The organism is Winogradskyella aurantia (assembly GCF_002266855.1).
Taxonomy (GTDB): domain Bacteria; phylum Bacteroidota; class Bacteroidia; order Flavobacteriales; family Flavobacteriaceae; genus Winogradskyella; species Winogradskyella aurantia.
In genome coordinates this window covers 326,985-341,101 of sequence record NZ_NGJN01000003.1, presented here as the reverse complement: position 1 = coordinate 341,101, position 14,117 = coordinate 326,985, and the positions used below count along the sequence as shown (strand labels likewise).

Below are 14,117 nucleotides of genomic sequence, written 5' to 3'. Positions count from 1 at the left end.
ACATATTAAACAGATTGTATTTCGTGGCAGGCTGCATGTTCGTCTTTGTTATAGCCGTTGTTTTTAAGCTGTGTACCATTCAATTTGTTCAAGGTGAAGCCTATAGAGAACTTGCAGAGCGACGAACTGTAAAGGATTTTGAAATCGAACCTAATCGCGGTAATGTGTATTCATCCGACGGCAGTCTATTGGCTACCTCCATACCTAAATATGATATCAGGATTGATGCCATTCAGGCCAAAAGTGCTGTTTTTGAAAAGTACATTAAGGGTTTAGCAGATTCACTTTCAGCATATAAGGGTAAAACATCGTCTTACTACCAAAATAGTATTCGGAAAGCGCGTAAAAATAAAAATAGATATTTCCTGTTGGCGAAAAATATCAGTTATTCTGATTATGTCAGGGTCCGAAACTTTCCATTATTAAATCTTGGAGCTATTAAGGGTGGGCTTATTGTGGAGCAAACAACTAGGCGAGAGCATCCTATGGGCGGTATTGCCTCGCGTACTATTGGCTATGAGCGTTTTGATGAGAATAGTCATGTAAGCAGAGCTGGGATAGATGGTGCATTTGGTGAGGCCTATTTGAGAGGAAAAAAAGGAAAGCGATTAAAACAGAAAATTGGCAATGGCCAGTGGAAACCTATCGCAGATTTTGATCAGGTCGAACCCAAGGACGGTTTTGACGTGTACACCACAATAGATGTGAATATACAGGATATAGCGCATCACTCCTTGCTAGGTCAACTAGAAACATATGAAGCAGAACACGGATGTGTCGTGGTCATGGATGTCAAAACAGGAGAAGTCAAGGCTATTTCAAATCTCGCCAAAACCGAAAAAGGAACCTATTACGAAAAACGAAATTTTGCCGTATGGGAATCTCATGAGCCTGGCTCCACCTTTAAGGTTATGGCCATGATGGCAGCATTGGAGGATAAGGTTATTGATACTTCGACTATTATTGATACTCAAAAAGGCATTAAGTATTTCTATGGTAGAACTATAAGTGATTCCGAACGTGGGGGCTATGGCAAAATTTCCGCGGCGAGAGCTTTAGAGGTGTCCTCAAATATAGGGCTAGCCACCATTATTGATGACCATTATGCAGACCAGCCTGAAAAATTTCTTAATAGACTAAAGCAATGGAGACTGGACCAACCACTAGGCGTCTCTATTCAAGGTGAGGGAATCCCTGATATTCCTGGGCCCGGCGCAGCTAATTGGAGTAAAAATGCGCTACCCTCTATGGCCTATGGCTATAATCTAACAATGACACCCTTGCAGACCTTGGCCTTTTATAATGCCATTGCCAATAATGGCGAATTGATTAAGCCACGATTTATAAAAGCCGTTAGATCCTTTGACAAGGATATTGAGGTGTTTAATAAAGAGGTGTTGGTAGATAAGCTATGCTCTGACGAGACCTTGTTAAAGATAAGGGCCATTTTAGAGAATATCGTGCTTCGTGGAACCGGACAACGGATGTATTCCGAAACCTTTTCCATGGCGGGAAAAACAGGAACAGCTCGAACAGACTACGCCAATTTTGAGGAATGGAAAAAAGACAAAAAGTATATATCCTCATTTGCTGGTTATTTTCCAGCCGATAACCCAAAATATTCCTGTATTGTGGTCATTCACAAGCCAAGTACAAAAGTTGGTTATTATGGCGCCGACGTGTCAGGACCTGTTTTTAAACGCATTGCCCAAAAAATATATACCGATACACCAATAATTGACTCAGTTGAGAGCATCAACTTTAAAAATACAGTGGTTGACAATGACTTTGAAAGCTACTACGAGCAGGCGCGCAAGTATAAGGAATTAATGCCGAGTGTTGTTGGTATGCCAGCTATGGACGCTTTAGCACTTCTAGAGAATTTACAGGTAGATGTAAAGGTGAAACTAAAGGGCAGTGGCATCGTCAAAGTACAGTCCGTTGAAAAGCATCAAAAATTGAAACCCAACCAAACCATTGTTTTAGAAGCCTCGTGAAAGTTTTAAAGGACATATTGTACAAGGTTAATATCAATGCAGTTGTTGGCAGCACCAATAGCGTAGTCAATAAAATTGAGTTTGATTCGCGCAAGATTGGCGATAATGATGTCTTTGTGGCTATTTCCGGTACTGTCACCGATGGGCATAAGTACATAGAAAAAGCCATTTCAGACGGGGCTATTGCGGTTATTTGTGAGGTACTGCCTGATGTGCTTGAGGATGGTGTTACCTATATAGAGGTTACAAACTCTAATAGTGCGTTAGCATATATGGCTGCCAATTATTACGAACAGCCTTCACAAAATCTAAAGTTGGTGGGTGTTACTGGGACCAACGGTAAAACCACGGTGACAAGTTTATTATATCAGCTTTTTAAAAAAGCCGGTTATAAGGTAGGCTTATTGTCAACAGTTAAGATAATGGTTGATGACACAACCTATAAGACTTCACATACCACACCAGATTCACTGACCATAAACAAATATCTAAAACTCATGAACGAGGCTGGCGTGGAATTTTGTTTTATGGAAGCCAGTTCCCATGGCATACACCAAAATCGAACAGAAGGTCTCTATTTTACGGGCGGGATATTTACGAATTTATCTCATGATCACCTCGATTATCATCATTCCTTTGCCGAATATCGGGACGTTAAAAAGTCATTTTTTGACCACCTACCAAAAGAGGCTTTTGCCCTGTCTAATATAGACGATAAAAATGGTCTTATAATGTTGCAGAATACCGAGGCCAAGAAATACACCTATGCCTTAAAAAATTATGCGGATTACAGAGCCCAAATTTTAGAAAATGATTTTGGGGGTCTCTTATTAAAATTAAATGAAACCGAACTCTGGACCAAGCTCATCGGCAACTTCAATGCCTATAATATATTGGCCATTTATGGTGCTGCTGACATTCTAGGGTTGGAAAAAGAAGAAATACTTCGTTTAATCAGCGAATTGGACAATGTCAGTGGTCGGTTTCAGTACTTCATATCAGACGATAGAATTACCGCTATTGTAGATTATGCACATACGCCAGATGCACTTAAGAATGTTTTGGATACCATAAATACCATTCGGTCCAAAAACGAGGAACTCATTACCGTTGTCGGTTGTGGTGGCGATAGGGATAAGACCAAGCGTCCAAAAATGGCGCATATTGCTTCAGCCTTAAGTACCAAAGTCATCTTTACAAGCGATAATCCGAGAAGTGAGGAACCGCAAGCCATAATTGCGGATATGGAGAAAGGTGTTGAGCCTCAATATTTCAAGAAAACACTAGCCATTACAGATAGAAAACAAGCCATTAAAACAGCCTGTCAAATGGCGCAACCCAAGGATATCATACTAATTGCAGGGAAAGGACATGAAAGCTATCAAGAGATCAATGGTCAACGTTTTGATTTTGATGACTATAAAATAGTTCAGGAATTTTTAAAACAATTACAGAAATAAAATATAAACCGAACCCGGAGGACAATCGAAGGGTCTTAGTGAACCAATAAAGAATAAGAATGCTGTATTACTTATTTGAATATTTAGAACAACAATTCCAGTTTCCAGGGGCTTCCCTTTTTGGGTTCATAACCTTTAGGGCAGCTATGGCCATTATATTGTCCCTACTCATTTCAACCATATTCGGTAAGCGTATTATAAGATTCCTTCAAAAACAACAAGTTGGGGAAACAATTAGAGACCTAGGTCTTGAAGGACAAGTTGAAAAAGCAGGAACCCCAACCATGGGAGGGATTATTATCATTTTAGCAACTCTTATTCCGGTCCTCCTACTGGCGAAATTAGAAAATATCTACATTATTCTATTGTTGGTAACCACCGTTTGGATGGGAACCATCGGATTTATTGACGATTACATTAAAAAATTCAAAAATGACAAGGATGGTCTAAAAGGAAAATTTAAGGTTTTAGGTCAAGTGGGCCTTGGGGTCATCGTCGGTGTAACGCTCTATTTTAGCGATGGTGTAACTATTAAGGAAAAGCTTCCAATAGAAGAACAGAAAGTCTTGTTGGCTGAAAATCCTGACCTCCCTGCAGCTAAGTTATTTGATAAGGAGGAGAAGTCTACAAAGACCACAATCCCTTTTGTAAAGGGCAATGAATTTGATTATGCGGTACTGGTGACATGGATAAGCCCTAAGTTAGAAAAATACGCGTGGATTATTTTCGTGCTGGTCAGTATTTTTATTATCACTGCCGTTTCCAATGGCGCTAATTTAACGGATGGTATTGATGGCCTTGCGGCAGGGTCCTCGGCCATTATCGTATTAACGCTAGGGATTTTTGCATGGGTTTCCGGTAATATCATTTTTTCTGAATATTTAGATATTATGTATATCCCGCGAGTGGAGGAGATTACTATTTATATAGCTGCCTTTGTCGGCGCTCTCATAGGATTTTTATGGTACAACGCTTATCCCGCTCAGGTTTTTATGGGTGATACGGGAAGCTTAACCATAGGTGGTGTAATCGCGGTTATTGCTATTGCGGTGCGTAAGGAATGGCTTATTCCTGTTATGTGCGGCATCTTTTTAGCAGAAAACCTCTCCGTGGTTTTACAGGTGAGCTACTTTAAATATACTAGGAAAAAATACGGCGAGGGAAGACGAATTTTTAAAATGTCCCCCTTGCATCACCATTATCAGAAATCAGGATATCACGAAAGTAAAATAGTCACACGGTTTTGGATTATAGGAATTTTATTGGCTATCATTTCCATAGTGACGTTGAAAATACGATAGCACATGTCACTCGGAGCGATATAGAAATGTTTGATAATGGTATGAAAGAAGATAAAAACAAGCTACAGAGTATGGCGTTCGTCCCTTCGGATGAGGAGTACAGAAAAGGGCTTCGTTTGGTGATTTTAGGAGGAGGAGAAAGTGGCGTGGGTACCGCGCTATTGGGAAAAGCAAAAGGATTTGAGCTCTTTGTCTCAGACAAGGGCGAGATAAAAAAAAAGTATAAGGACGTTCTTTTAAATAATGAGATTGAATTTGAAGAGAAGCAGCATACGGAATCGAAAATTCTAAATGCCGATATCGTAATGAAAAGCCCTGGGATTCCAGACACAGTGCCTATAGTTAAGCAAATTAGGCAGGCTGGTATTAAAGTGATGTCTGAAATAGAATTTGCTTCGGGTTTTACTGAGGCCACCTTGGTCGCCATAACAGGAAGTAATGGTAAAACAACAACGGCGATGCTGACACATCACTTGTTGAAGAAGGACCTTAACGTAGGTTTGGCAGGGAACATTGGCGATAGTTTTGCAAAACAGGTGCTCGTGGAAAATCATGACTACTATGTATTGGAGGTCAGTAGTTTTCAACTGGATGATATTGATAGGTTTAAACCCTCTATTGCTGTTTTAACCAATATCACACCAGACCATCTAGAGCGCTATAATTACAAGTTTGAAAATTATATCGCTTCCAAATTTAGAATAGTGGAGAACCAAACAGCAGAAGACGTTTTTATTTACGATGCTGATGATGCCGTTATTTCTAACTGGCTGCAAAACCATTCAATTCAGTCCAAACCATTACCATTTTCATTGACCAAAGTCATTGAGGAAGGTGCGTATTTAAGTAATGATAAGATTATAATAACAATAGATAACAACCAAATAATTATGCCTACAGAAAATCTAGCATTAGAAGGGAAACACAACATTAAAAATGCCATGGCTGCTTCAACTGTGGCACACTTATTAAGAATTAGAAAACAGACCATACGGGAGAGCCTTGAGAATTTTCAAGGTGTGGAACATCGATTGGAGCATGTGCTGAAAATTAATAAAGTACACTACATCAATGACTCCAAAGCTACCAATGTCAACGCGACCTATTTTGCGCTTGAGAGTATGGATGCACCCACGGTATGGATTGTTGGTGGCGTGGATAAGGGCAATGACTACAAGGAATTATTTCCATTCGTCAATGAAAAAGTAAAGGCTATTATCTGTCTTGGTGTTGACAATTCAAAATTATTTGAAGCCTTCGGAAATATGGTAGATGTTATTATAGAGACGCAGTATATGAGTGAGGCTGTAAAGATAGCCTATAAGGTCGCTGAAGCGGGAGACAATGTATTGCTATCGCCAGCATGTGCAAGCTTTGACTTGTTCGAGAACTATGAAGACAGGGGTCGCCAATTTAAAAACGCCGTACGAAATTTATAAAAATAAAATAAAGATGAATTAAGGACTCATCTGTAAAGGTTAAGCATGCAGAACGTATTCCATCAGATAAAAGGAGACAAGGCCATTTGGGCTATAGCCGCCCTTTTGGCTATATTTTCATTTTTGCCTGTCTATAGTGCTGCAAGTAACCTGGCCAATATAGGTGGCTCTGGCAATACCTTCACGTTTTTTGTAAAGCATTTTATGCATTTGGTTTTGGGTTTTGCTATTATGTATGGCGTGCATAAAATACCGTATAAATATTTTAGAGGCCTTTCCATGATAATGATACCTATTATACTGGTATTATTGGTTGTAACCCTACTTCAAGGAACCACTATAGAAGGGGCAAACGCAAGCCGATGGATTCAAATCCCTATCGTAAACATGTCCTTTCAAACCTCTACACTTGCTGCCGTGGTGTTGTTGGTCTATGTAGCACGGTATTTATCGAAAATAAAGGATAGGTCGGTAAGCTTTTCAGAAACTATTCTGCCATTATGGGCACCAGTATTTTTTATTTTAATGCTTATCCTGCCGGCAAACTTTTCTACGACGGCCATCATATTTACCATGGTTATGATGTTATCTTTTATTGGTGGTTATCCCGTACGGTATTTATTGATAATTATTGGTTCGGGAGTTGCAGGTCTGGCGTTGTTTATTCTTGTCGCCAAGGCCTTTCCAGATACAATGCCAAATCGTATTGATACGTGGATGAACAGGATTGAGAATTTTGCCAACGCCGAGGATACGGAAGCCGATTATCAAATTGAAAAAGCTAAAATAGCTATTGCTTCTGGCGGTATACAAGGAGTTGGGCCAGGTAAGAGTGTTCAAAAGAATTTTTTACCACAGTCCTCTTCAGACTTCATCTTTGCTATAATTATTGAGGAATATGGCCTAATAGGCGGCCTGTTTCTTCTAGTGCTCTACTCCTGGCTGTTATTTAGGATTGTAATTGTTTCCCAAAAAGCAGACACCATTTTTGGTAAGTTGTTAGTTCTGGGTGTAGGGTTACCTATTGTTTTTCAGGCGCTTATTAACATGGCAGTAGCTGTAGAGCTTTTTCCTGTAACAGGACAAACACTACCCCTAATCAGTAGCGGTGGTACATCTATTTGGATGACCTGTCTTGCTATAGGAATAATTTTAAGTGTGAGCGCAAAACGACAAGAACTGAAGGATTTGGAGAACAGAACGAATGCAGATGACGATAATCCATTACAAATATTAAGTGAGACGATTTAATGGCTAACTATAGATTCATATTATCAGGAGGCGGCACAGGCGGACATATTTATCCGGCAATTGCTATAGCTGATGAATTAAAATCGCGCTACCCCGATTCCCAATTTTTATTTGTAGGAGCTTCAGATCGTATGGAGATGGAAAAGGTACCGCAAGCGGGCTATGCTATTGAAGGCCTATGGATTTCTGGTATTCAACGTAAACTGACACTCCGAAATTTGGCCTTTCCTTTTAAGCTCATGTCGAGTTTATTGCGTTCTAGGAAAATCCTTAAAACATTTAAGCCCCATGTCGTCATTGGTACAGGAGGCTTTGCAAGTGGTCCGTTGTTGCAGGTGGCTTCCTCCAACAATATACCCTGTTTAATACAGGAACAGAACTCTTATCCTGGAATCACTAACAGACTATTGGGCAAAAAAGTAGATGTCATTTGCGTAGCCTACGAGGGACTTGAAACCTACTTTCCGAAAAGTAAAATTAAAATAACCGGAAATCCTGTTCGCAAGGATTTACTCAGTGTAGAGGATAAACATATTAAAGCCAAAGATGCCTTTAGCTTAATTCACAGTAAATATACCCTTTTGGTGTTGGGAGGCAGTCTTGGTGCAAGACGGATAAATGAACTTATAGAACAGCATTTAGAATTATTTGAATTCTTGAATGTCCAAGTCATTTGGCAGTGCGGTAAATTGTATTATGACCAGTACAAACATCACAACACACTAAAGCATGTGCAGGTCAACGCGTTTATAAACAACATGGATATGGTCTATGCCGCTGCTGATATTATCATTTCCCGAGCAGGCGCCATTTCGGTTTCGGAATTATGCATTGTAGGTAAACCGGTAGTATTTATTCCATCACCAAACGTTGCCGAAGACCATCAAACCAAAAACGCTCAGGCGATTTCCAGTAAAAATGCGGCCCTTTTAATATCTGAAAAAGATTTAGATGACCATTTTGAGCACGAGTTTTCGGAGTTGGTTACTAATGAAGAAAAGCAAAAAACACTTAGTGCGAATATTAAGGCCCTGGCCCTTGTAAATGCGACAAAAGATATTGTGGATGAAGTAGAAAAACTACTGGCAAGGTCATCATCCCATCAAGAGAGTGCCGCAGTTTCAGAAACTAAGCAAACCACCATGTCAAAGAACCCATGAGTAAAGGCGATAACACACATATAGACCACAGTGCTAAGGCTCCTCTTAATGGCAAGGGATTGGATTGGGCGACTAAAGTCTATTTTATCGGTATTGGGGGTATCGGCATGAGTGCCTTAGCGCGTTATTTTCTGAACAATGGCAAGTCAGTCGCTGGCTACGATAAAACACCATCTCCAATAACCAAAGATCTTTTGGAATTGGGCATCGCTGTACATTTTATTGATGATGTTGTGCTTGTGGAAGAACCGTTTTTAAACCCGCAGAATACCCTAATTGTATACACGCCTGCAATTCCAAATAACCATAAGCAACTAAACTATTTTAGGGAACATGACTTCCACGTGGTAAAACGCTCAACAGTTTTAGGCTTAATTACCGAACAAACAACATGTCTAGCAGTAGCTGGTACCCATGGTAAAACAACCACAACGAGTATTTTGGGTCATTTGTTGTATCAATGCAATGAGCCGGTTACCGCTTTCTTGGGTGGAATCAGTGAAAACTATAATTCAAACCTCATTGTTAATGGTACTGAGGTAACTGTAGTGGAAGCAGATGAATTTGATCGTTCCTTCTTAACCTTACACCCAGATATAGCATGTATAACCTCAATGGATGCCGACCATTTGGATATTTATGGTGATTCAGAAGCGGTTGTAAACACCTTTGTAGAATTTGCCCAAGGCATAAAACCAGAGGGTAAATTGTTGGTGAGAAATGGTTTGCCACTTAGTGGTATAACCTATGGTATTGAAGATGATGCTGATTACAGGGCAGAGGATGTTAAGATAGTCAATGGAAGTTATGTGTTCAATTTTAGGACACCAAACAATCTATATAAGAATTTTGAATTTAACCTACCTGGCAGACACAATTTGTCGAATGCAATAATAGCCTTGGCGATGGCTGTAGAATATGGTTGCCCTCACAAGCAGCTCGCCAAGGGATTAGCATCCTACAAAGGGGTAAAACGACGCTTTACCTATCAGGTAAAGACGGCGGATTTTGTTTATATAGATGACTATGCGCATCACCCTGAAGAAATTGCAGCCGTACATGGAGCTGTGCGTGAAATGTATCCTAAGAAAAAAATTCTTGCCATTTTTCAACCGCATTTGTACAGTAGAACTCGTGATTTCGCTGAGGAATTTGCTCAGAGCCTATCAAAATTTGATGAGATTATCCTATTGGACATCTACCCAGCAAGGGAGTTACCTATACCTGGGATTGATGCACAATGGTTGTTGAATAAAATCGCTAACCCCAATAAACGATTAGTACAAAAATCAGACTTGATAAAAGCCATAAAGGCAACTGATGCTCAGGTCGTATTAACCTTAGGGGCTGGTGACATAGGAGAGGAAGTTAAACGTATTAAAGACGCTTTTACCATTGCGAATTAATTATAGTTACATAAAGATAATAGGGTTGCTGCTTTTGATAGGGTTTTTATTTGCCTTTTCAAATAAGCGTAACACCAGTCGCAAATTGACACAAAGCGAAATTAAATTTCTAGGTGATAACAAGCTCTTTATTACCGAGGCTACTGTTAGTAAATTGTTAATACAAAATCAACGGCCTGTTACAGAACAACCTAAAGAAATTATAGATTTGAACGAATTGGAAACGGCCCTAAATTCTAATCCTATTATTAAGAAAGCAGAAGTTTATATGTCCGTAAATGGTAAGCTTTCAGTAGAGATTGAACAAAAACGGCCTATTGCAAGAGTAAGTACAAATGCATCCTATTATGTAGATGACCAAGGATCCTATATGCCTCTGTCATCAAATTATGCAGCACGTGTACCACTAATTACAGGGAATGTCAATAAAAAAAACTTGGAGACTGTTTTTCAATTTGCTAAAAGGGTTGACAAGGACGAATTTTTAAAAAAACACGTCATTGAGATTAAACAGAATGACGATGAGAGTATTGATTTTAAGATTCGAAAATATGATTTCACAGTGCACTTAGGTTCTGTGAAAATGCTAGATAAAAAAATAAACAATTTTAAGGTGTTTTATCAAAAAGCCTTAAAAGATAAAATTTTGGATAACTATAAAGTAGTAAACCTAAAATTTGATAAACAAGTTATATGCACCAAAACGTAAACTATGGAAAAGCATAAGATCGCGGTAGGACTAGATATAGGTACCACAAAGATTGTGGCCATGATTGGTCGTAAAAATGATTACGGTAAACTTGAAATTCTAGGTGTGGGTAAATCCAAGAGTATGGGGGTACACCGCGGTGTGGTTAACAACATTACGCAGACGATACAGTCGATACAGCAAGCGGTACAAGAGGCGGAGGCCGCTGCTTCCGAAAAGATAAATGAAGTCACCGTAGGTATTGCGGGCCAGCATATACGCAGTTTACAACACAGCGATTACATTACAAGGGCCAATTCTGAATTGGTTATAGATGAAACGGATATTGACCGATTAATTAACCAAGTCCATAAACTGGTTATGTTACCCGGAGAGGAAATTATTCATGTTTTACCTCAAGAGTTTAAGGTTGACGGCCAAGCGGAGATTAAAGAACCTATTGGAATGTACGGTGGACGTTTGGAAGCGAATTTCCACGTCGTTGTCGGCCAAGTATCGTCCATAAGAAACATTGGGCGTTGTGTAAAAAGTTCTGGGTTGCAGTTAGAAGGGATTACGCTAGAGCCCTTAGCTTCAGCAAATGCCGTTTTGAGCCAAGAGGAAAAGGAAGCAGGTGTGGCTCTTATTGATATTGGAGGTGGAACCACGGATTTGGCAGTATTTAAGGACGGTATCATAAGACATACAGCGGTTATTCCTTTTGGAGGTAATGTGATAACCGAAGATATTAAGGAGGGCTGTTCCATTATTGAAAAGCAGGCCGAGCTTTTAAAAATGAAATTTGGTTCTGCATGGCCTGGAGAAAATAAGGATAATGAAATTGTATCCATACCAGGGTTAAGAGGTCGTGAACCTAAGGAAATAACCTTAAAGAACTTATCTAAGATCATTCATGCTAGGGTTGTGGAAATTATCGAACAGGTATATGTTGAGATAAAAAATTACGGGCATGAGGAACAGAAGAAAAAATTAATTGCAGGTATTGTATTAACAGGTGGAGGCAGTCAATTAAAGCATCTTAAGCAATTGGTTGAGTATATCACTGGAATGGATACACGTATAGGTTATCCTAATGAGCATTTAGCGGGTGATAGTGATGAGGAAATTACCAGTCCACTCTATGCTACGGCGGTTGGACTTGTTATGGACGGCCTTAAACGCCACGAGCGAAAAAAAGCTGAAATGATTGAGGAGGAGTTAATGGCAGAGCAAGCCGCAACTTCTTCAGAACATGAAATCAATGAGCGTCTAGAAGTACAAAAAAAGGAAAGACGGTCTTTTTTAGACAAGCTCACGGAGCGCGTTAAGGAGTTTTTGGACAATGCGGAATAGCGAAGAGACGGAAACTAGTTATAAAACATGTTTAAGGAAATTAAGCGAGTTATAGTTAAAACCAATAAAGACATTAATTAATTAATCAAGAGAATTAAAATCCCATAATCACAATTAGTATGAGTAATAGCAACGAATTTGGAAATATCTCATTTGACATGCCAAAGAACCAATCCAATGTCATTAAGGTTATTGGTGTTGGTGGTGGAGGTAGCAATGCCATCAACCACATGTTTCAGCAAGGTATTAAGGGTGTAGATTTTGTAATTTGCAATACTGATGCCCAGGCACTTCAGAGTAGCGGAATTCCAAACAAAATTCAACTAGGAGTCAACTTAACCGAAGGCTTAGGGGCGGGTGCCAACCCAGATGTGGGTGAGCAAGCTGCCGTAGAAAGCCTAGAGGACATACGCCGTATGTTAGATACCAACACCAAAATGGTTTTTATCACCGCTGGTATGGGTGGAGGCACAGGTACCGGTGCTGCACCTATAATTGCCAAGATGGCTAAGGAAATGGATATTCTTACAGTAGGTATTGTGACCATTCCTTTCCAATTTGAAGGTAAAATGCGTAATGAGCAGGCCCAACGCGGTATTGAAAAATTGCGTCAGCACGTAGATTCCTTAATCGTAATCAACAACAATAAATTGCGCGAGGTCTATGGAAATCTTGGATTTAAAGCAGGGTTTTCCAAAGCAGATGAGGTCTTAGCCACAGCATCGAGGGGTATTGCCGAAGTAATTACACATCACTACACACAGAATATTGACCTCAGGGATGCCAAAACCGTACTTAGTAATAGTGGCACTGCTATTATGGGCTCAGCGACGTCCTCTGGACAAACTAGAGCGCAGGAGGCCATTATGAAGGCCTTGGATTCACCATTATTAAATGATAATAAAATCACCGGAGCCAAAAACGTGTTGTTGCTTATCGTTTCAGGTTCACAGGAGATTACTATTGATGAAATCGGTGAAATCAATGACCATATTCAAGACGAAGCTGGCTATGGTGCTAATATCATTATGGGTGTTGGTGAGGATGAGTCGTTACAGGAATCCATTGCCGTAACTATCATCGCGACAGGTTTTAATATCGATCAGCAAAATGAAATTACCAATACAGAGACAAAAAAGGTGATTCACGCCTTGGAAGAAACTCCGGAAGAAGATCTGAGCACCAAGGAGCGTGAGCCCGCTATTATTACACCAGATATTGTATTGGAGCAAGAAAAGAAAGAGGACATAGTCCGTCACACGCTTACAGACGAAAATGAGGAAGGCCAAAATGCTAAAACGGATACTAATATGGGGATGGACTTAATTGTCACCTCAGACGTTATTAGAAATATTAAGGTAGTTTATGATGAGGTTTTGGATGTTAAGCCCCAACATGAAACGGAGCCTGAAGAGTTTATCATTACCCCTATTGAAAATAAGGCTGAAAACCTCGAAATCGAGCAAGAGGAAGAACAAATTACCCTAACCTTTGATTTGCCCATTTCAAAAAATGAGCCCGAATCCCAAGAAGAGAATATGTTCTTTAGTCTTGATGAGGACGTGAAGGACATGGATGTGCAGGAGCCGGTGGAGATTATTTCCGTAACGGAAGTAAACGAATCAGGTGAAAAACGCTACGCCTTGGATGATTTTGAAACCTATGAATCCTCAATGAATACTAATAGTGGGGAGACAGAGGTAAAGGAAGAAATTGTTTTTGAAAAGAAAATCCTTCCGGTAGAGAAAAGCCAAGGGGATGAAGACGGGGAGATAGACCCTATGAACAGCCCAATTTCTGAATTGATAAAAGCGCGTGCTAATGAGCGCAGAAAACATATGAAAGATTTCAACTATAAGTTCAATACGGCTAAAATTGATGAAATCGAAAAGGAACCTGCTTACAAAAGACAAGGTGTTAATTTGGAAGATGCGCAGCATTCTTCGGAAACCAATGCTTCCCGTTTATCGGTCGGTACTGATGATAACGACGATATTCAATTGAGAAGCAACAATTCATTTTTACACGATAACGTAGATTAATAGCAAATTAAGTTTAAGTG

At 39.8% G+C, this 14,117-nt stretch carries 10 protein-coding genes; all 10 read left to right on the top strand.

Translation table 11 applies throughout. The features are described from left to right. The first annotated feature begins 35 nt into the window (after window positions 1–35). The 10 genes from CA834_RS07360 (at window position 36) to ftsZ (ending at window position 14,097) form a co-directional block, all read left to right on the top strand. Window positions 36–1,997, top strand: coding sequence for a penicillin-binding protein (locus CA834_RS07360; protein WP_094968039.1), 1,962 nt, complete (start codon window positions 36–38; stop codon window positions 1,995–1,997). Further along, a complete protein-coding gene (locus CA834_RS07355) occupies window positions 1,994–3,457 on the top strand; it encodes a UDP-N-acetylmuramoyl-L-alanyl-D-glutamate--2,6-diaminopimelate ligase (protein WP_094968038.1) in 1,464 nt (487 codons plus the stop codon). Before CA834_RS07360 ends, CA834_RS07355 begins: the two co-directional genes overlap by 4 nt. Before the next feature lie 59 nt (window positions 3,458–3,516). After that, a complete protein-coding gene (gene mraY, locus CA834_RS07350) occupies window positions 3,517–4,758 on the top strand; it encodes a phospho-N-acetylmuramoyl-pentapeptide-transferase (RefSeq protein ID WP_094968037.1) in 1,242 nt (413 codons plus the stop codon). Window positions 4,759–4,829: 71 nt separating this feature from the next. Beyond that, window positions 4,830–6,197: a UDP-N-acetylmuramoyl-L-alanine--D-glutamate ligase gene (gene murD / locus CA834_RS07345; protein ID WP_240507516.1), complete on the top strand. Its 1,368-nt coding sequence runs from the start codon at window positions 4,830–4,832 to the stop codon at window positions 6,195–6,197. A gap of 45 nt (window positions 6,198–6,242) precedes the next feature. Then, window positions 6,243–7,448, top strand: coding sequence for an FtsW/RodA/SpoVE family cell cycle protein (locus CA834_RS07340; protein ID WP_094968036.1), 1,206 nt, complete (start codon window positions 6,243–6,245; stop codon window positions 7,446–7,448). Continuing rightward, the gene (gene murG / locus CA834_RS07335; RefSeq protein ID WP_094968035.1) at window positions 7,448–8,608 is read left to right on the top strand and encodes an undecaprenyldiphospho-muramoylpentapeptide beta-N-acetylglucosaminyltransferase; all 1,161 of its coding nucleotides are present in this window, start codon (window positions 7,448–7,450) and stop codon (window positions 8,606–8,608) included. The genes CA834_RS07340 and murG overlap by 1 nt, the downstream gene beginning before the upstream one ends. After that, entirely contained in the window at window positions 8,605–10,014 is a 1,410-nt protein-coding gene (murC, locus tag CA834_RS07330) for a UDP-N-acetylmuramate--L-alanine ligase (RefSeq protein ID WP_094968034.1), read from the top strand. Before murG ends, murC begins: the two co-directional genes overlap by 4 nt. A gap of 85 nt (window positions 10,015–10,099) precedes the next feature. Beyond that, window positions 10,100–10,723, top strand: coding sequence for a cell division protein FtsQ/DivIB (locus tag CA834_RS07325; RefSeq protein ID WP_240507504.1), 624 nt, complete (start codon window positions 10,100–10,102; stop codon window positions 10,721–10,723). A gap of 3 nt (window positions 10,724–10,726) precedes the next feature. Continuing rightward, a complete protein-coding gene (gene ftsA / locus CA834_RS07320; protein WP_094968032.1) occupies window positions 10,727–12,055 on the top strand; it encodes a cell division protein FtsA in 1,329 nt (442 codons plus the stop codon). 119 nt (window positions 12,056–12,174) lie between these two features. After that, complete coding sequence (ftsZ, locus tag CA834_RS07315) at window positions 12,175–14,097, top strand: cell division protein FtsZ (protein WP_094968031.1); 1,923 nt, start codon at window positions 12,175–12,177, stop codon at window positions 14,095–14,097. The last annotated feature ends 20 nt before the right edge of the window (window positions 14,098–14,117 follow it).

Coding starts and splice junctions, on each gene's coding strand:
- murG (WP_094968035.1), top strand. CDS start 7,448: ATGGCTAACTATAGATTCATATTATCAGGAGGCGGCACAGGCGGACAT.
- murD (WP_240507516.1), top strand. CDS start 4,830: ATGGCGTTCGTCCCTTCGGATGAGGAGTACAGAAAAGGGCTTCGTTTG.
- murC (WP_094968034.1), top strand. CDS start 8,605: ATGAGTAAAGGCGATAACACACATATAGACCACAGTGCTAAGGCTCCT.
- CA834_RS07360 (WP_094968039.1), top strand. CDS start 36: ATGTTCGTCTTTGTTATAGCCGTTGTTTTTAAGCTGTGTACCATTCAA.
- ftsA (WP_094968032.1), top strand. CDS start 10,727: ATGGAAAAGCATAAGATCGCGGTAGGACTAGATATAGGTACCACAAAG.
- mraY (WP_094968037.1), top strand. CDS start 3,517: ATGCTGTATTACTTATTTGAATATTTAGAACAACAATTCCAGTTTCCA.
- ftsZ (WP_094968031.1), top strand. CDS start 12,175: ATGAGTAATAGCAACGAATTTGGAAATATCTCATTTGACATGCCAAAG.
- CA834_RS07340 (WP_094968036.1), top strand. CDS start 6,243: ATGCAGAACGTATTCCATCAGATAAAAGGAGACAAGGCCATTTGGGCT.